At 71.8% G+C, this 18,437-nt stretch carries 16 protein-coding genes; 8 read left to right on the forward strand and 8 right to left on the reverse strand.

The features are described from left to right. The first annotated feature begins 211 nt into the window (after positions 1-211). The 3 genes from ACSMXO_RS04000 to ACSMXO_RS04010 all read left to right on the forward strand — a co-directional run bounded on the left by ACSMXO_RS04000 (position 212) and on the right by ACSMXO_RS04010 (position 2,639). Entirely contained in the window at positions 212-445 is a 234-nt protein-coding gene (locus ACSMXO_RS04000; RefSeq protein ID WP_455416719.1) for a hypothetical protein, read from the forward strand. Positions 446-577: 132 nt separating this feature from the next. Further along, complete coding sequence (locus tag ACSMXO_RS04005; RefSeq protein WP_455416720.1) at positions 578-1,228, forward strand: SigE family RNA polymerase sigma factor; 651 nt, start codon at positions 578-580, stop codon at positions 1,226-1,228. Between the two features lies 1 nt (position 1,229). Further along, entirely contained in the window at positions 1,230-2,639 is a 1,410-nt protein-coding gene (locus ACSMXO_RS04010; RefSeq protein WP_455416721.1) for a hypothetical protein, read from the forward strand. A 137-nt stretch (positions 2,640-2,776) separates the two neighbouring features. Here ACSMXO_RS04010 and ACSMXO_RS04015 read toward each other — a convergent pair whose 3' ends face one another. From ACSMXO_RS04015 to ACSMXO_RS04025, 3 genes are all read right to left on the reverse strand, one after another. Continuing rightward, positions 2,777-3,604 carry an SGNH/GDSL hydrolase family protein gene (locus ACSMXO_RS04015; protein WP_455416722.1) on the reverse strand — a complete coding sequence of 276 codons (828 nt, stop codon included), beginning with the start codon at positions 3,602-3,604 and terminating at the stop codon, positions 2,777-2,779. Positions 3,605-3,762: 158 nt separating this feature from the next. Next, the gene (locus ACSMXO_RS04020) at positions 3,763-5,289 is read right to left on the reverse strand and encodes an outer membrane protein assembly factor BamB family protein (protein WP_455416723.1); all 1,527 of its coding nucleotides are present in this window, start codon (positions 5,287-5,289) and stop codon (positions 3,763-3,765) included. Positions 5,290-6,002: 713 nt separating this feature from the next. After that, positions 6,003-7,649, reverse strand: a complete 1,647-nt coding sequence (locus ACSMXO_RS04025; protein WP_455419164.1) for a dolichyl-phosphate-mannose--protein mannosyltransferase — start codon at positions 7,647-7,649, stop codon at positions 6,003-6,005. A 147-nt stretch (positions 7,650-7,796) separates the two neighbouring features. Between ACSMXO_RS04025 and rsmI the strand changes: the two genes are divergently transcribed. Next, a complete protein-coding gene (gene rsmI, locus ACSMXO_RS04030) occupies positions 7,797-8,657 on the forward strand; it encodes a 16S rRNA (cytidine(1402)-2'-O)-methyltransferase (protein WP_455416724.1) in 861 nt (286 codons plus the stop codon). A 24-nt stretch (positions 8,658-8,681) separates the two neighbouring features. Here rsmI and ACSMXO_RS04035 read toward each other — a convergent pair whose 3' ends face one another. Beyond that, positions 8,682-9,755: a hypothetical protein gene (locus ACSMXO_RS04035; protein WP_455416725.1), complete on the reverse strand. Its 1,074-nt coding sequence runs from the start codon at positions 9,753-9,755 to the stop codon at positions 8,682-8,684. Between the two features lie 221 nt (positions 9,756-9,976). On the opposite strand from ACSMXO_RS04035, the gene metG reads away from it, so the two are divergent. Next, complete coding sequence (metG, locus tag ACSMXO_RS04040) at positions 9,977-11,779, forward strand: methionine--tRNA ligase (RefSeq protein ID WP_455416726.1); 1,803 nt, start codon at positions 9,977-9,979, stop codon at positions 11,777-11,779. A 76-nt stretch (positions 11,780-11,855) separates the two neighbouring features. Continuing rightward, entirely contained in the window at positions 11,856-12,716 is an 861-nt protein-coding gene (locus ACSMXO_RS04045) for an SAM-dependent methyltransferase (RefSeq protein WP_455416727.1), read from the forward strand. Positions 12,717-12,820: 104 nt separating this feature from the next. On the opposite strand, the gene ACSMXO_RS04050 is transcribed toward ACSMXO_RS04045, so the two are convergent. The 3 genes from ACSMXO_RS04050 to ACSMXO_RS04060 form a co-directional block, all read right to left on the reverse strand. Further along, positions 12,821-13,027 carry a DUF397 domain-containing protein gene (locus ACSMXO_RS04050; RefSeq protein WP_455416728.1) on the reverse strand — a complete coding sequence of 69 codons (207 nt, stop codon included), beginning with the start codon at positions 13,025-13,027 and terminating at the stop codon, positions 12,821-12,823. Continuing rightward, complete coding sequence (locus ACSMXO_RS04055; RefSeq protein ID WP_455416729.1) at positions 13,024-13,896, reverse strand: helix-turn-helix domain-containing protein; 873 nt, start codon at positions 13,894-13,896, stop codon at positions 13,024-13,026. The genes ACSMXO_RS04050 and ACSMXO_RS04055 overlap by 4 nt, the downstream gene beginning before the upstream one ends. Positions 13,897-14,116: 220 nt before the next feature. Next, on the reverse strand, positions 14,117-15,412 hold the full coding sequence (locus ACSMXO_RS04060) for a DUF6236 family protein (RefSeq protein WP_455416730.1): 1,296 nt from the start codon (positions 15,410-15,412) through the stop codon (positions 14,117-14,119). A gap of 136 nt (positions 15,413-15,548) precedes the next feature. Here ACSMXO_RS04060 and ACSMXO_RS04065 point away from each other — a divergent pair, with 136 nt between their 5' ends. Further along, complete coding sequence (locus tag ACSMXO_RS04065; protein ID WP_346259809.1) at positions 15,549-15,992, forward strand: hypothetical protein; 444 nt, start codon at positions 15,549-15,551, stop codon at positions 15,990-15,992. A 23-nt stretch (positions 15,993-16,015) separates the two neighbouring features. On the opposite strand, the gene ACSMXO_RS04070 is transcribed toward ACSMXO_RS04065, so the two are convergent. After that, positions 16,016-17,302 carry a hypothetical protein gene (locus ACSMXO_RS04070; protein ID WP_455416731.1) on the reverse strand — a complete coding sequence of 429 codons (1,287 nt, stop codon included), beginning with the start codon at positions 17,300-17,302 and terminating at the stop codon, positions 16,016-16,018. Between the two features lie 204 nt (positions 17,303-17,506). Between ACSMXO_RS04070 and ACSMXO_RS04075 the strand changes: the two genes are divergently transcribed. Continuing rightward, positions 17,507-18,412 carry a TatD family hydrolase gene (locus ACSMXO_RS04075; RefSeq protein WP_455416732.1) on the forward strand — a complete coding sequence of 302 codons (906 nt, stop codon included), beginning with the start codon at positions 17,507-17,509 and terminating at the stop codon, positions 18,410-18,412. The last annotated feature ends 25 nt before the right edge of the window (positions 18,413-18,437 follow it).

Raw genomic sequence — 18,437 nt, forward strand, 5'->3', positions numbered from 1 at the left:
TCGGACCTGCGGTAGTTCCGGTCGGAACCGGATGTTCTCCGGAACCGGATGTTCTCCGGAACCGGATGTTCTCCGGAATCGGACCCGGCTGCGGCTGCGGCTGACTGTGAGCGCTCCGGGAACGCGGTCCACCCGGCCGGAGCGGCGGTGGACCGCGACCCGCTGCTCGTTCCGGCGCATCCGCGGGCGATCGCGCTCGTAACATGAGAACGTGGAGTGGGTCACCGTACGCTTCGCGGGCGGTCCGGCCGACGGCACTGCCCGGGACCTGCCGGCCGCGCCCGGTGGCCGGCCGCCGCGACGGTGGGTGTTGAGCAGCAGCTCGGACGGGCCTGCGGACCTGCCCGGCGTGGACCACCTCTACGAGTTGCGGCCCCAGCAGGACGCCGACGGCTGCTGGACGATGGCGTTCGTCCGCTCCGACCCGGTCGGCATGACCGAGTAGCGACGCCGGGGCGAGGGACCGGCCGCACGACGTGCGGCGTTGACCGTGCCGGAAATTGTCGACCACGGATACAACCATTCGCGGCCCGGCGAGCATCCCAGTGCCGGAATCGTCTCTGGGAGGGTCGACCGGATGCAGCCGGACTGGGAGCACGAGTACGTCGAGTTCGTCACCGCCGCGATGCCGAGGATGCGGCGGTTGGCGTACCTGCTCTGCGGTGACGCGCACCGGGCCGACGATCTTGTCCAGCAGACCTTCACCACGCTCTACGTGCACTGGCCCCGGGTGCGGACCGTCACCCACCTCGACGGGTACGTCCGGACCACCCTGGTCCGGTTCTTCCAGGGTGAGAAGCGGCGGCCGTGGTCGAGGCGGGTACGCCTCACCGACTCGCCGCCCGAGCCGCTCCCCGGGCACGGGCCGGACGTCGAGGAGCGGAGCGTGCTGCGGGCCGCGCTCGACCGGCTGCCCCGGAGGCAGCGTGCCGTGCTGGTGCTGCGGTTCCTCTGCGACATGTCCGTGACCGAGGTGGCCGAGACCCTGCGGTGCTCGGCCGGGACGGTGAAGAGCCAGAGCTTCCACGGGCTGGCCACGCTCCGACGGCTGCTCGACGAGCAGTCGGGGCCGGGCGCGACGCCGCTCACCTCGCGCGATCCGACCGCCCGGGCCGGGCCGCCGCCGCTGGCTGCGGCGACACCCTGGCCGTCCCAGAGTTGGTCCCGGCCGGCGGCCTCTACCCCCACCACCTCCGAAGGCTTTCCCCGCTCGACGGATAGGAGATGAGATGGACGAGTTCGACGCCGCCGCAGCCCGTGACCTGTTGCGCCCGCTGGACGGGGATCCGGACCAGCCATCCACCGTGGAGATCGAGAGCCTGCTCCGGGCCGGCCGGCGCCGGGTCCGGCACCGCCGGCTGCTGGCCGGCGGTGGCCTGGCCGCGACGACCGCCGTCGTCCTGGTAGCGGTTCCAGTCGCACTGGCGGCGGTACGCGACCGCGAGCCCACCGTCCCGGTGCCGGACACCGGGGAGGTGGCTCAGCCCGTCCCGACCCCGAGCGGTCCGGCACCGGCGACCCCGCCACCGGCGCCGACCAGGTGTACGCCGCACCGGCTGCCGCTGCCGGACGGCGCCACCGAGAGCCAGGTACTCGACGGCGACCCGACCGGGCGCTACCTGGTCGGGGTGGCCCGGGACGCCCGGACGGCGCGTACCTGGACGTTGCGCTGGGACCGGGGCGCCATGACGGTGCTCGAACCGCCGACCACCGATCCGGCCCGGCTGCTGGTCAACTCGCAGGGAGTCGTCGCGGGTGACGGCATAGCGGTGCGGGACGGTACGGCCGTGCAGGTCTCCTGGGTCTACCGGTACGGCCGGTTCGTCGACCTGACCGACTCGAACGGGGGCTATCTCGGCGACGTGATGGATCTCAACGAACGCGGTGACGTGCTCGGCGGCATCCGTACCTCCGGCTATCAGGGCGAGCCGGCCGGCACGACGGGCGGCCCTCCGGAGCTCCCGGGCGGTGCGGCAGGAACGCCGAGCGGTGCGGGCGCGTCGCCGGGAGGCGGGCCTCCCGACGGCTACACCGACGTCTCGGGGCGCCACCCGGCAATCTGGGCGGCCGGCGCGGAGCAGAGCCCGACCAGGCTGGCGGAGGACGGCACCGGGTCGCCCTACGCCACCGGGATCGACGACGACGGCACCCTGGTCGGCGGCTTTCTCAGGTTCGGGGCCGGCTGGGCGGTCCGGATGATGGTGTGGGCTCCGGACGGTACGACGCGCACCCTGGCACCCCCGCCGCGACACGGTGTCAGCACCGCCAACCTGTCGATTCGGGGCGGCTGGGTGCTCGGCTGGTCGGTCGCGCCGCCCGGCGCCGGGCAGAAGGCCGTACCGACCCGGTGGAACGTGCGTACCGGCGAGGCGACCCCGCTGACCGGTCTGGCCCGGGGAGTGGCGATCAACCGGTACGGCTGGGTGGCCGGGTTCGTCCGGGACGCGGCCGGCGTCGAGACCCCGGCGGTGCTGGCCGGCGAGCGGCCGCTGGTGCTGCCGGCGCCGGATGGGGCGGTACCCGGCAGGGAGGGACCGGCGGCGGTGAGCGTCAGCGACGACGGCCGGGTGGTCGGCGGGCTCGTCTCGGTCGGCCCGGACGCCACCGCCACCGCCGCCGTCCGCTGGACCTGCGAGTGATCCGGAGGTACGGCGGGGAGCCGAGTGGTCCCCGCCGTACCCCACGGTCCCGATTCCGGCCGGGCGACCGGTCCGGAGCAGCCCGGCGAGGCGGCGGTGCGCCCGGGCGGGTACCGGGTGGGTCGGGTGCGTACCGGTCAGGACCTGCGGGCGGCGGCGGCCCGGAGGGCGGTCTCGACGATGCCGGCGTACCCGACGTGTCCGGCCCGGTTCGGATGGTACGACTCGCCGAGCGGGTTGGAGGTGCCGTTCAGCCACTCGACGTCGTCGCAGACCGCGTGCCCGGTGAACGGCCCCCGGGCGTCGACGAAGGCGAACCCGTGCGCGGCGGCCCGGGCGGCGATGGTGGTCGCCAGCAGGTCCGCCGCGGCGTTGAGCTCGGCCTGCTCACCGGGGGAGATCCGGGCGATGATGTTGCACTCCTCGCCGTTGAAGAGGCGCGGATATCCGACCACCGCGACCCGGGCGTTCGGGGCGAGGCTGCGGATCCGGGAGTAGAGCTGGTCGAGCCGGCCCGGCAGGGTGTTCCGGATGATGTTCTCCGCGCTGTCGATCTGGGACCAGCAGGTGGTGGGCCAGGGCAGCGCGCACTGCACGATCACCGACGACCAGCCGAGGTCGTTGCCGCCGGCCTGCACGGTGACGTAGTTGGTGGCCGAGTTGAGGCTGCCGAGCTGCCCGCTGAGCACGCTGGAGGTGGTGGCTCCGGCGCAGGCCGGGAAGCTGAGCGTGGCGCCGAGCCGGGCCGCGTCGAGCACCGGGTAGGAGTGTCGGGAGCGTTGGCAGGAGCCGCTGTCCGGGTAGTACTCCCGGGTGCCGGTGCCGGAGGCGTACGAGTCGCCGAGCGCGGTGTAGGTGGTCGCGGCCGCGTGCGCGGGTACGGCGGCCAGGCCGACGGCGAGCGTGCTGACGAGTGGGACGGTGATGGCGGCTAGCAGGGGGACCAGGCGACGAGGCAGCGACATGATTGGCCTCCCGACATAGGCAAATGTAGATGTCAGGTTGGCAGATACCTGCGCCGCGCGAAAGTAGCTGTGTAGGTTTCTTTCTTCTCGTTCACCTCTGGTTCTCGTGGCCGTCGAATCGTCCGGAGGCCCCGGGCCGGTCTGCGGTGTCGACCGGCTCAGCGGGCCGCGATGGCGTGGAACGCGCCGGCCCGGGTGCCGACGTAGATCCGCCCTCGCCAGACCGCCGGAGTCGACTCGATGCAGCCGCCCAGCTTGACCTTCCACAGTGGCTTCGGTGCGGCCGTGGTGTCGGCGACGTCGTACCCGTGCAGCGTGCCGTTGCAGTCCCCGATCACCAGTACGTCGTCGACCACCACCGGCGACTGCCAGGTCGGGCCGGGCAGCTCGAACCGCCACCGTACGGCCCCGGTCGCCCGGTCGACGCCGAGCACCTCGCCGCCCTGGGTGTCGAAGATCGCGATGTCCCTGTGCAGGGCGGGGCTGCCCCAGATGCCGGCCGGCTTGCGGGCGTGGTCGTCGACGTGCCAGACGCTCGGGTTGCCCTTGCGCTTGGGGTCGAGCTTCATCATCTGCCCGACCTGCTTCGACCGGGCGGTGCCCCGCTCGTACTCCGAGCCGACGTAGAGCGCGCCGGTCTCGTCGACCGCGATCGAGGCGTCGGTGTCGTCACCGGTCCAGAACCGGAACACCCGCTTGGGCTTGCGCCCCTGCTTCAGACCGCTGATGTCCCAGCCCTGCACCAACCCGCCGGAGTTGGCAAAGTAGACCACGTTGCCGGAGATCGCCACGGAGTTCTCGATCGAGACCATCCGGTCGTCCACGTCGCGGAGGAGTTGGGCGTCCCAGCCGGGGGTGTTGAACACCAGCTTCGGCTTGACCGTGACCTTGCCGTTGGCGGCGTACCTCCGGTTGAGCTTGACGATGTGGAACTGGCTGTTCTCGCCGCCGAGGAAGAGGTAGTCGTCGAGGATCAGGCCGGCACCGTCGAAGTCGTCGTTCCACATCGTCGGCGAGACCGCCCGCGCCGACAGCTTCCACAGCTCGGTCGGCCTGCCCCGGTCGATCGCGATCACCCGGTAGTAGTTGTCCCGCGATCCGGAGTAGACCAGCGGAAACCCGTCCGGGTCGACGGTGACCGAGCCCTTGATGATGTCGCCGGTCGGAAAGTCCGGCAGGATCCGCTCGCCCGTCTCGCCGTCCAAGAAATGGATCTTGTGGTCGTACGCCCCGAAGACCACCCAGGTCCGCCCGTCCCGCTCGAAGACGGCGGGTTGGCCGGTCCAGCCCGTACCGCACCAGACCCGGGTGCCCTTCTCGTCGGTCGACTCCCCACACAGGCCACCGCTGCGCGGGAACTGCCACTGCCGCGCCGGGGTCGTCCGGGGCATCGGCCCGGTGCCGTAGTAGGTCCGGGTCGGATTGCCCCGGAAGGTGAGCAGGCCGTCCACCTTGGTGCCGTACGGCTTGCCGACGAGGGCCGGATCCGACCAGCCGGTGAACGCGGTGGGTTTGGCGGCACCCACGCCGCCCGGGGTCGGGCTGGCGCTGCCCGACCAACTCGGGCCGGTGGCAGGCGCGTCGCCGCCCAGATCACAGGAGGTGAGGCCGAGCACGGCCACCAGGCCGACCACGACCAGCCGGGTCGGTGTCGGGGTGAATCCTGAACGCAGTGGTCCGGTCACCGCAACAGTGTGCCTATCGACGTCAACTACCGACAGGACCGCTATTCGGTCACTTCAATGTCGGGTCGTTCCGGCGGGTTGGCCTGATGATCGGCGGAGTCGGCATCCTGTGAACGGGGGAGCCGCCCGGTGGCAGGCGGGTGCCGGTCCCGGCCCGGGAGCGAGCGGTGGCGGCCCCGCTTCGGGCCGGTTCAGATGGCCGGCCGGGGCCGGTCGATCGGGTGGCTGATGCCCGTCCGAGTACTCTGCCCCATACGCCCGTTGTGTTCGGCGGTGCGTCGGTCGGAAATCTGACTTAACACCACCCGTTGTGCCACTGATCCAGGGTGGTTAAGCTCCTTGGTGCGCGCCCCAATCGCCCGCTTCCCCCGTGGCAGGCGATCGGGGCGCGCACCTATGTCCGGGCCTTGCCGTGGCCCGACCAGCCTTCCTGCCAGCGCCGTCCGCCGTGCCCCGCGCACCGGCCACGAGGCGCCCCGGGGCGACCACGCACGCCTAGCCGTTCCTGCGATCGTCCACGTTCCTCCCGGTCGTCCATCATGGAACCGCGCCGTCAGATCGTCGTCGGATCGCACCATCACGGTGCGAGCGGCACGCCGGGACCGTCGAGACGGCCGGGATTGTCGAGACGACCGGGACCGTCGAGACGGAGCGGCCGGCGCGGGCACGGAGCGTGCGCCGCCCGGCCGTCTCGGTCGGCTGTGCCGAAGGGGTCAGATCCAGCGGTTGCCGAGCCACATCCGGCTCGACCACTCCGCGTACGGCAGGATCTGCCCCACGAAGATCGGATGGAAGTAGGCGAAGCAGATCGCCACCAGCAGCACGTACGTGCCGGCGACGATCGCGCCGATCATGCGGCGGTCACTGGTCCGCCCGCCCTGGCCACCGTCGCCGGCCGATGCGGCGGGCGGATCACCGCCGGCCGGGGCGCCCGCTGGCGCCGGTGCCCGGGCCGGGCCGATGATCGCGCCCAGCACGTAGGTCACGGCCAGGATCATGAACGGCACCACCGGCGCGACGTAGAAGAAGAACATCGTCCGGCCGTCCAGCGCGAACCAGAACCACGGCAGCAGACCGGCCGCCGCCGGCAGCAGGATGGCCAGGGGCCGCCAGTCCCGCCGGGCCAGGCCCAGCCAGGCGACCGCGGCCAGCGCCGGCAGGAACGACCACCACAGGATCGGGGTACCGAGCAGCAGGATCTCCGAGGCGCAGCTCGGAGCCCCGCAGGCGCCCTGGTCGGACCAGTGGAACGCGACCGGCCGGCCGAGCAGCAGCCACTGCCAGGGCCAGGACTGGTAGACGTGTTTGTCGTCGAGGCCGGAATGGAACTTGAGCGCCTCTTCGTGGTAGTGCCACAGGTTCTGCAGGCTGCCGATGATCGGCAGGCTGGACTGGCCGGTGTCGGCCCGCCAGTTCCGGAAGTAGCCGTTGTCGCTGGCGAACCAGCCCGACCAGGTCGCGAGGTAGACGAGCCCGATCAGCACCCCGGCGCCGAGTAGCCAGAGCCCCTCGTCGAGGAAGGTGTCCCGCCACGGCCGGCGTACCCCGGCGGAACGGCGGGCGCCGACCTCCCAGAGCACGACCAGCAGCGCGAACACCGGTACGAAGTACAGTGCGCTCCACTTCACCCCGAAGGCACAGCCCAGCATCACGGCGGCGAGCAGCCGCCACCACGGCACCCCGTCGGACCACCGGAACGGCGGCCGGTTGCGTCGCCCCGGCTGGCTCGGGTCGAGGCCGGACTCGATCGCCCGCAGCCAGCGCTTCCGCCGGACGTCCCGGTCCACCACCAGGGCGCCGAACGCGGCCAGCACGAAGAACATCAGGAAGATGTCGAGCAGCGCGGTGCGGGAGAGCACCAGGTGGAAGCCGTCCAGCGCCATCAGCAGCCCGGCGGTGCAGCCGAGCACGGTCGACTGGAACATCCGGCGGGCGATCCGGATCAGCAGCAGGACGGAGAGCGTACCGATCGCCGCGGCGGAGAACCGCCAGCCCAGCTCGTTGTAGCCCCAGATCTGCTCGCCGATCGCGATCATCCACTTGCCGAGCGGCGGGTGCACCACGTACGCGGCGGTATTGTTCTTCTCGTCCCATTCGACGCCGCGCAGCAGCAGGTTGTGCGCGTCGGTGGCGTAGTAGATCTCGTCGAAGATCTTGCCCTTGGGGTTGCTCAGCCCGACGAAGCGGAGGATGCCGGCGATCAGCACCACCACGGCGGTGGCCAGCCAGGACCACGGTTCGAGCCGGGCGTCGAACGGGGCCAGCCGGCGTCTGATGATCCCGGGTACGCCCCCGTTGGGGCGCTCGGGGCGCTCGGTCGTGGCTGTCCCGGCCGGGGTGGCCGAGACCACCTCGACCACCGGGCCTGCCGGCGGCCCGGCGGTGCCCGGGCTCTCGGTCTGCGCTGTCGACGCCAGAGTCACCCCGTGATCGTAGGCTGCGATGGTGTGAAACGGGGCACGACGCTCGCTATGTGCGATGACAGGTATCGATGAAGGAGTCGGTCGGTGGAAAAATCGCCCGGTAACGGCCGGCTGATCCTGCTCGGAGCGCCGCTCGGAAACCCCGGCGACGCCTCGGCGCGGCTGCGGGACGCCCTCGGGCAGGCCGACGTCGTCGCCGCCGAGGACACCCGCCGGCTCACCCGGCTGGCCCGCGACCTGGACGTCACCATCACCGGCAAGATCGTGTCGTACTTCGAGGGCAACGAGGAGCGCCGTACCCCGGACCTGGTCGACGCCGTCCTCGACGGCGCGCTGGTGGCGCTGGTGACCGACGCCGGGATGCCGAGCGTCTCCGACCCCGGCTACCGGCTGGTCCGGGCCGCGCTCGACGCGGGCGCCCCGGTCACCGTGGCGCCCGGCCCGAGCGCGGTCACCACCGCGCTCGCCCTCTCCGGCCTGCCCACCGACCGGTTCTGCTTCGAGGGGTTCCTGCCCCGCACCGGCGGCCCGCGCCGGGCCCGGCTGCGGGCGCTCGCCGCCGAGGAGCGGACGCTGGTCTTCTTCGAAGCGCCGCACCGGGTGGCCGGCGCGCTCGCCGACCTGGCGGCCGCGTTCGGCACCGACCGGCCGGCGGCGCTCTGTCGGGAGCTGACCAAGACCTACGAGGAGGTGCTGCGCCGCCCGCTCGGCGAGCTGGCGACCTGGGCCGCCACCGGCGAGCCGCGCGGCGAGATCACCCTGGTGGTGGCGGGTGCCCCGGCGGTCGCCGCGCCGGTCCCGGCCGTCGCGGACCTGCGGGCCGCGGTCGCCGACCTGGAGGCCGGGGGTACGTCCCGACGCGACGCCATCACCGCGGTCGCCACCGAGTACGGCCTGCGCCGCCGGGACGTCTACAACGCCGTGCACCCCCCGGCGTCGAGCTGACGCGTCGGCCGGCGCCAGCGGGGGTCAGTAGGCGCCGGCCAGGAACCCGGCGGCGAGCAGCAGCGGGCCGGCGACGCTCACCAGGGCCGCGGTGTGCCGGTTGCGCCGCTCGACCAGTCGCAGCGCCCCGCTGGTCCAACCGGCTCCCACGCAGCACAGCAGCACCATCCCGAAGCCGAGTACCCAGCGCAGGTGCAGTAGTCCGGTGCCCGCGCCGACGTACGCCTTCCCGCTGTCCGCCCCGGTCATCCGGGCCGTGAACCGGCTGCCGAACTCGCGGTGCGCCGCGCCGACGTCGACCAGCCGGATGTCGTGGACCCGCACCGAGCCGCTGTCGGCGCTGAAGGTGCCCCGGCAGTGCTGCCCGAGCCCGTGCCCGGTGCAGGTCTGCACCGTCGCCGTACCCAGCTCGCCGTGGCCGACGGCGAGCCAGAACGGCTCGGCACTGACCCAGGCGAAGAAGCTGGCGACCAGGGAGCAGAGGATCACCCCGGCGAGCCCGAGCGCCGGGTTCCGCGGCGGCTTCGGCGGTCGCGGCACCCGCCGCCGGGTCGCGGCCGCGGCCGGGTCCTTCGGCCGGCCGTACCAGGTCCGGGGAGTCGGCTGCACGGGCGTGCCGTCCCAGTGGACCTCCTCGATCGGCAGCCAGAAGTCGTCCTCCTCGGCCGCTTCCGGATCCGTTCCCGGTGCGGCGGTCGGTAGCGACCCGGTCGGTCCGCTCCAGGTCGGTGCGGTGGCCCGGGGCGCCCGCCGGGGCAGCATCGCGAGCGGGGCGCCCGTGGTCGGCTCGATACCGGACGGGCCGGCGAGCGTGCCGGGGGCACCGAGCCAGGCGGAGCCGAGTGCGGGTGTGGCACCCCGGAACGGTCTGGCCGGAGCCGGCTCGTACGCCGGGGCCGGCCGCTGCTGCGGCGCCGGTCCCGCCTCGGCGGCCGGATTGTCGGTGGCCTCGGCGGGCTGGACCGGCCCGGTGGGTGATTGTCCGGACGCGGTCCCGGCGGGTGTCGGCGGACCGGGCTGGGCGGGTGCCGTCGGGCCGGGCTGGGTCTCGGAAGGGCGCGTTTCCGCTGCTGGCTGCCCACCCTCCTGGCCCGTCACCCGTCCATTGGACAACGCTGCTCGGACTCGCCAGGGCAGCCGCACAGGCGTGTCGAAGGAGAAAAAAGTCGGATATCAGTCTGAATATTGGCAGGTTGAGTGATCTTTCCGCTAAACACCCGTCGATGGCGGGCCGCCGGCCAGCCCCCTACCGGCGCCGTCGGCCCGGGGTACGGCGTTGGTTCGCGGTACTCGGAGGGTGGTCACTAGGCTTGCTTCTCATGAGTCACGTTCTCGCGGCGGTTGCCTGGCCGTACGCCAACGGCCCGCGCCACATCGGCCACGTCTCCGGCTTCGGGGTCCCCTCCGACGTGTTCAGCCGGTACATGCGGATGGCCGGGCACGACGTACTCATGGTCAGCGGCACCGACGAGCACGGCACGCCGATCCAGGTGCAGGCGGACAAGGAGGGGGTCACCCCGCGCGAACTGGCTGATCGCTACAACCGGGTGATCGTCGAGGACCTGCACGGGCTCGGCCTCTCCTACGACCTCTTCACCCGGACCACCACCCGCAACCACTACGCGGTGGTGCAGGAGCTGTTCGAGACGCTGCACCGCAACGGCTACATCGTGCCCAAGGTCACCATGGGGGCGATCTCGCCGTCCACCGGCCGTACCCTGCCGGACCGCTACATCGAGGGCACCTGCCCGATCTGCGGCTACCCCCATGCCCGGGGTGACCAGTGCGACAACTGCGGCAACCAGCTCGACCCGATCGACCTGATCAACCCCCGATCCAAGATCAACGGCGAGACACCGCAGTTCGTCGAGACCGAGCACTTCTTCCTCGACCTGCCGGCCTTCGCCCAGGCGCTGGCGAAGTGGCTGGACACCCGGGAGGGGTGGCGGCCGAACGTGCTGCGCTTCTCCCGGAACCTGCTGGACGACCTCCAGCCCCGGGCGATCACCCGGGACCTGGAGTGGGGCGTACCGATTCCGCTGGAGGGCTGGCGCGACCGCAGCGACAAGCGGATCTACGTCTGGTTCGACGCGGTGATCGGCTACCTGTCCGCGTCCATCGAGTGGGCGCGGCGCTCCGGCGACCCGGAGGCGTGGCGGCGCTGGTGGGCGGCGGACGCCCAGGGCAAGGACGCCCGGGGCTACTACTTCATGGGCAAGGACAACATCGTCTTCCACTCGGTGATCTGGCCGGCGCTGCTGCTCGGCTACGACGGCGAGGGCGACCGGGGCGGTGAGCCCGGCGACCTGGGCCGGCTCAACCTGCCGACCGAGGTGGTCTCCAGCGAGTTCCTGACCATGGAGGGGAAGAAGTTCTCCTCGTCCCGGCAGGTCGTGATCTACGTACGCGACTTCCTGGCCCGGTACGACGCGGACGCGCTGCGCTACTTCATCGCCGTCGCCGGCCCGGAGAGCCAGGACACCGACTTCACCTGGGCGGAGTTCCTGCGCCGCAACAACGACGAGCTGGTCGCCGGCTGGGGCAACCTGGTCAACCGGTCGATCTCGATGGCCGCGAAGAACTTCGGCGCGATCCCGCCGATCGACCCGGCCGGGCTGACCGAGGCCGACGAGGCGCTGCTCGCCACCGCGCGGGCCGGGTTCGGCATCGTCGGCGACCTGATCTCCAAGCACCGGCAGAAGCAGGCGATCGGCGAGGCGATGCGGGTGGTCGCCGAGGCCAACAAGTACCTCTCCGAGCAGGCCCCCTGGAAGCTGAAAGGCGAGGCCGACAAGCCTCGGATGGGCACCATCCTGCACGTCGCGCTCCAGGTGGTCAGCGACGCCAACACGCTGCTCACCCCGTTCCTGCCGCACTCGGCGCAGCAGGTGCACGAGCTGCTCGGCGGCACCGGGGTACACGCGCCGATGCCGTCGATCGTGGAGGTCGACGACCTGGACGGCGGGCCGTCGTACCCGGTGCTGACCGGGGACTACACGGTCGGGGCGCGATGGGAGTCGGTACCGGTCGAGGCGGGGCGGGCACTGGCCGCGCCGAAGCCGGTCTTCCGCAAGCTCGACCCGTCGATCGTGGACGAGGAACTCGCCCGACTCGTCGGCTGAGCCAGCCGGTCGGGTACGATCCGTCTTTCCACTTCCCCCCGAGTCAGAGACGGTTGTCGATCGTGGAGCTGGTGTCGTGACCGCGCCGAATGACGGAAGTAAGCCTCAGATCCGGCAGGACGTGCCCACCCCGGCGCGGATGTACGACTACTGCCTCGGTGGCAAGGACAACTTCCCGGTCGACCGGGCGGCGGTGCTGGCCGTGCACAAGCAGTTCCCGGAGGGCGTGACCGAGGCCCGGAACAACCGCCTGTTCCTCTACCGGCTGGTGCGCTTCCTGGCCCGGGACGCCGGGATCCGGCAGTTCCTCGACATGGGCAGCGGGCTGCCGACCCAGGCCAACGTGCACCAGGTGGCCCAGCAGTTCCAGCCGGACGCGCACGTCGTCTACGTCGACAACGACCCGATCGTGCTGGCCCACGGGCGGGCGCTGCTGGCTGACGACCGGACCACCACCGTGATCGCGGCGGACATGACCGAACCGGAGCGGATTCTCGGCGACCCGGAGACGCGGAAGTTGGTCGACTTCTCCCGGCCGGTCGCCGCGCTGTTCCTGTCCATCGGACACTCCATCGTCGATGACACGTTACTGCGGAACATGCTCGGCACCGTGTGGGAGGCCGTCGCGTCCGGCAGCTACCTCGCGTTCTCCCAGGTGTGCGGGGTGGACCAGGCGACGGTGGACGAGGGCAACGAGATGACCAAACGGCTCGGCCTGGCCTGGCGCAACCGCACCCCGGAGCAGGTCGTCGAGCTGATGCGCGGGTTGACCGGTGCGGAGTCGGTGGAGCCGGGCCTGGTGAAGGTCGTCGACTGGCGTCCCGACCCCGACCAGCCGACGTTGGCGCATGTCGACGAGCCGCTGCGGCCCTATCTGGAGTCGCCCCCGGAGAACCAGCGCTCCATGGAGTGCGGCGTGGTGTTCCGCAAGCCCTGACCCACCCGGTAACTCGGGGACGATGTCCCGCCAAGGGGTGTCCCCGTCGAAGGCTGTCGAGCTGCCCCGCTTGTGCTCTCGGCACCACCCCTCGGCGACCGCTACTATCGCTGCGGGTGCCGCCGGACGCCCCGGACGAACTGGCGCCAGGGGCCGGCGGCGAAGGTCAGGATCGGGCCGTACGGGTCCTTGCTGTCGCGTACGGCGACCAGGTCGGCGAGGTTGTCGGCGACCTCGACACAGTTGCCTTCCGCCCCGCTGCGGGTGCTCTTGTGCCAGGCGGCGCCGGTCAGCTCGGTTCGGTCGGTCATCGTCTCTCCCCTGCGAACGATCTGATCACGTCGTTCGATTCTCCCTCCGGGAGGGCGAGCCGGGCGAGGTCCTTCCAGATGGCGTTGTAGGCGTCGATGTCTTTCGGCCGGTCGAGATAGAGGGCGCCGGTCGGCCCCTCCTGGTAGACCATCGGCGGCTCGCTCCGGTCCCGCCTCGGCTGCGGGAAGGTGAGCATCACGAACGCACCGCCGGTCGAGGCGCGGTGCGGCCCGACGGCCAGCGGCAGCACCCGGAGCCGGATGTTGGGGCGCTGGTTCAGCACGGTCAGGTGGTGAAGCTGCTCGACCATCGCGGCGTGGTCGGCCAGCGGGCGGCGCAGCACCGCCTCGCTCAGCACGACGTCGACCTGCGGTGCGGCGGGACGGGTCCGGGTGAGGATTCGCTGCCGCTTGAGCCGCAGCTCCACCCGGCGCTCGCGGTCCTCGTCGCTCCAGTCCGGCCGGCCGATCCGCATCACCTCTTCCATGTAGCGGCGGGTCTGCAACAGCCCCGGCACCAACTCGCCGTCGTAGTGCCGGATCCGCTCGGCGTGCTCCTCCATGCTGACGTACAGCTCGAACCAGTCGGGTATCGCGTCGCCGTACGCCTGCCACCAGCCGTCGGCGGTCTGCCGTGCGAGGCTGACCAGCGTTTCCGTCAGCTCCGGCGGCGCCTGGTAGACGTCGCAGAGCGCCTTCACGTCGGGAGTCCGGACCTGTTGAAGTCCGCTCTCGATCCGCCAGATCTTCACGGTCGAGCATTCGATCGCCTCGCCGGCCGTCTTGATCGTCATGCCGCCCTCGTCCCGCAGCCGACGCAGATAGCGGCCGAGTTGCCGGCGAGGCACGGTCGTCCGTTCCTGGTCCATGGGTGACGTACCTTTCTCTTCTCCTGAAATGCCGTGGGATTGCAGAATGAAATGCCGGCTCGCTGGCGGGGGAAAGGAATGGCGGCCGGGTGCGGTGGAACCACGGCATCGGCATGCCGCCAGCGCCGACAGCCGGGATGGATTTCGGCTCCGGTCATCGACAAGGATGCTATCGGTATTGATGCGGGCGCGAGGCCACGAAATCGCCGGGGAGCAGAGGTTACCGGCGGCTTCGTCGCTCGGGAACCGCCCGCCGAATGGCCGACCGGATCTGCGCGACGGTGTCGGAAGGCCCCAGTTCGTGTCGCAGTTCCAACAGATAGCCGGCAGGGTGGCCGGCGACGACCTGCCTCCGCTGGTCGAGCGTGCTGCTCACGGCCCCGATCAGGCACCCCGCCACCACTCCCGCGCTGGTGACGACGGGCGGAAAATGGACGGCGTTGGCCAGCACACCCAATGCGGCCGGTGGCGCGAGCGTTTGGAGACTGAGTACGGCTCGGACCGGCACCAGGCCGAGCCGACCGAGCGTACGTTCCATCTCTTCGAGCGGATGGGCGATCCGGCTCTGCACGTGGTTGCGGAGTTTGGCCGCTCGCACGTCCGGGTCCCGGACCTCGCTGATCGCCACGAAGTCCGGGGTGAGCGAGTCGAGGAATTCGCGATATTGCAGCAACTGCGGCAGCAGCCTCCGTCGCGCCTCGATGATCCGCTCGACCGGCACCTCGGCGAGGTCGCGCGGCAGTACCGTCTCCAGGGCCAACACCGCGAACGCGTGGCTGTAGCCCGTCGGGTCCTCCGGCGCCGGGTCGGTCTCCTCGCCGAGCAGGATCCGGGCCATCGCCTCGACCGTCCAGCCCGCGGTGCCGGCGGAGGCCAGCGGCTGGTCGGTGATCGGCGTCATCCCGTTCTCCCGGGCGACGACGTCAGCCAGGATCGCCAGGTACAGCCGGGCCAGGCGGCGGTGCGCCGCCAGGTCAGCGATGTGCAGCACCTTCCCGTCGGACGCGCGCCGCCACTGGTAGCTCCGGGAGATCAGCAACCCGGCCTCCGCCAGCCGGTGCGCCAGCCCGTACGACAGTTTGCCCGGATGAATCTTCTCCAGCCGGGGATCCGTCGGCAGGAGTTCGTCGTACACGTCCCGGGTGTGCAGGGATTCGACCCCGAGTGCCTCGGCGCCGTACCGGGGGGTCAGCTCGTCCTGGTGCCGGTCGAGAAAATCGAAGAACAGCGCGTCGACCTGGTTCCGGGTGTCCACCCGCCGGGCCCACTCGAGGTAGACGTCATCCACCCTTTCGAGAACCTCGGTGTCCACCCAGGACCGCCCGCCCAAGCCGGGCCGTACGTCGATGATGAAGTCGAGTTCGTCCCGGAGTCGCTTGACCGTGTCGGAGTCGCGCAGGCCGTAGTAGCCGGTCGGACGGATCCGGCCGAGCTGGGGCCAGTGCAGGGCGGCGGCCTTCACCCACTCGTCCGCCGGAAGGTTGACGTACGGGAAGTAGAGCGCGACGTCACTCACCGGGACCACAATGCCCGCTCGGCGCCACACCCGGAAGTCACCGCCCGGCGCCGCCGACTCCTCCGCCGCCGTTCTGGTCGAGCCATGGGATCGTGGCAGGGCGAAGCGCGGGTACGCGGACCGATCGGAGGAGACGATGCGCAACACCGAGATGGCGAAGCTCGACGGGCTGGTCGGCGAATGGACGACGACGCTGTCGGACGCCTGGTTCCTCGAACCGCCGGGCACCACGGTGCCGGGCACCAGCACCGTCGAATGGCTCGGGGAGTCGTTACTGGTCGTGCGGTCGGAGTTCGGCGGGGGCGGGCACGCGCATTCCGAGCTGAGCCTCGTCCTCGGACGCAGCGACCCGAACGACCGGTTCGTCGCGCTCTACCAGGACGACCGCGGCGTCTGCCGCCAGTTCGCGATGACCTTCGACGGCGGGCACTGGACGATGAGCCGCGAGGATCCTGATTTCCACCAGCGCTTCATCGCCGACGTCGAGCAGGACCGGATCCTCGGCCGCTGGGAGGCATCCGAGGACGCCGGCAAGACCTGGCGGAAGGACTTCGACCTCACCTTCGAGCGCCTGAGCTGACCCGCCCTGAGACCGACGCTCTCTCAGACTTCGTACGGCACGTCGAGGAGCTGGTCGTCGGTCACCTCGACCGCCGGCGCCCACGCCTCGTAGACGCCCCGCTCGTAGCACTGCGCGCCGAGCGCCGCGACGTTGTCCGGGTCGGGCCGGCAGAGCCGTACCCGCAGCCAGCCGCCCTCCTCGCGGAGCACCAGGCAGCGGGTGTCGCGCCAGATGACGTACCGGGCCCGGCGGGTGAGGGTATCCACCGGATAGCGGGCCGACCTGGTCATCGCCAGCACCCGGAACTCGCCGGGCGGGTCGGCGACCGCCTCGTGCTCCTGCCCCCGGTATCCGCCGATCAGCAGGGTGGACCGGATGGCGTCGCTGGTCGAGACGTACTCCTGGTCGGGGGAGACCCCGGGCACCGCGGCCAGCAGGTGCCGCCAGCGCGGCCCGGCCATCCGCAGCCAGCCGCGCTGTTCCGGCTGGTACGTGTAGAGCACCACCTCGTCCCCGTCCGGGGTGTGCGCCAGCAGGGCGGCGTTCGCCGGCAGCGGCAGGTCGGCGAAGTCCCGGGTGACGAACTCCGGGATCAGGTGCCGCCCACTCGGGGTGAACCCGGTGCCGAGCACCGGCGGCCCGACCCGGTCGTGCGGCGGCATCGTCATCAGACCCTCGTGCTCGGGGGCCAGCGGTGCGACGTAGTCGATCGGGTCGGTCGCCCGCCAGCGCAGCAGGTACGCGACCTCGGGCACCGCCCGCCCCGCCTCCGAGTCGGTACGCAGCAGCATCTGGTCGGCCGGCGTGCGCAGGTGCGCCACGTCGTACTCGCGGTAGCAGAAGCCGTACGGCAGCCAGCCGCGCAGCAGGAAACCGGCGAACTGCTGGGCGGAGAGCGCCTTGACCATCTGGCTCCCCCGCCGCACGGTCGCCGACTCGCGTACCGAGACCAGCACCGGGTCCTCGGCCGCGGCCGGGCTCTGGCTGAGGCCGTGGATGTCCGTCCAGCCCCAGACCCGGTGCAGCGGTGCGGTCAGCGGGGTGTCCGGGACACCGAGCCCGTTCGCCCGCTCGCCCGGACCGGCGCCACCGCCGGTCGCCCTGGCGCCGGGGAGCACCCCGACCTCGCTGGCGTGCGCGTACCGGTGGTACGGGTAGCGTGCGTCGGGGCGGCGGTCCCGCTCGAAGCCGGGCACGGGCTCGGTGCTGAACAGCTCGTACGCGGCACCCCGGGCGAGTTCCTCGGCCGGGTGCACGGCTGCGCCGTACCGGACCCGGAGTCCGGCCGGCGTCTCGGGCACCGCACTGGCCGGCGGGGACACGCTCACCGCGCCGACGCTAAGACCGGTCAGTACCGGCCCGGTGAACAGAGGGTTACCGACCGGGGTTGCCCCGCCGCCCCGAACGCGAACTGCCGGTTCGGCTGGCCGGCCGGCGGCGGTTCGGCCGCCCCTCACCGCCGGTTCGGCGGATCCCGCGCAGAACCGCCCCCGTCCGGTACGCCCGAGCCCGGCTCGTCCCGCCGATATGTGATGCTGGCGGCGATGAGTCAGCAGCCGACCGAGAGCCGCCGTGCGCGGGCCGCCCGCCGGGCGGGGGAGTTTCCACCGGTACCGGAGCCACTGCCCGGGCCGGTGATCGACAGCCACACCCACCTGGACATCACCCTCGCCGAGGCGGGCACCCCGCCGTGGAACGGCCGGCCGGACGATCCGGTGGCGGGGGCCGTCGAGGTGGCCGCCGGGGTCGGAGTGGACCGGCTGGTGCAGGTCGGCGTCGACGTGGCGTCGTCGCGCTGGGGTGCCGAGCTGGCCCGGCGGCAGCCGGGGGTGGTCGCCACGGTGGCGCTGCACCCGAACGAGGCGCCCCGGCTGGCCGACCTCGACGAGGCGCTGCGGGAGATCGAGTCCCTCGCCGCCGAGCAGCGGGTACGCGGGATCGGCGAGACCGGGATGGACTTCTTCCGTACCGGTGACGAGGGCCGGGCGGCCCAGGAGGCGAGCTTCCGGGCGCACATCGCGATCGCCAAGCGGTACGCCAAGCCGCTGGTGATCCACGACCGGGACGCGCACGCCGACGTGTTGCGGATCCTCGACTCGGAGGGTGCCCCGGAGACGGTGGTGCTGCACTGCTTCTCCGGGGACGCCGAGTTCGCCGCCGAGTGCGTCCGGCGCGGTTACCTGCTGAGTTTCGCCGGCACGGTCACCTTCGGCAACGCCGCCGGGCTGCGCGAGGCGGCCCGGATCACCCCGCTGGACCAGATCCTGGTGGAGACCGACGCGCCCTACCTGACGCCGATGCCGCACCGGGGACGGCCGAACGCGTCGTACCTGATCCCGCTGACCGTCCGGTCGCTGGCCGAGACGACCGGCGCCGACCTCGGCGAACTCTGCGCGGCGATCTCCGCCACCGGCGACCGGGTCTTCGGCCCCTGGTGACGCCGCCCGCCGGCCACGCGCCGCG

It is taken from the genome of Plantactinospora sp. DSM 117369 (assembly GCF_053764795.1).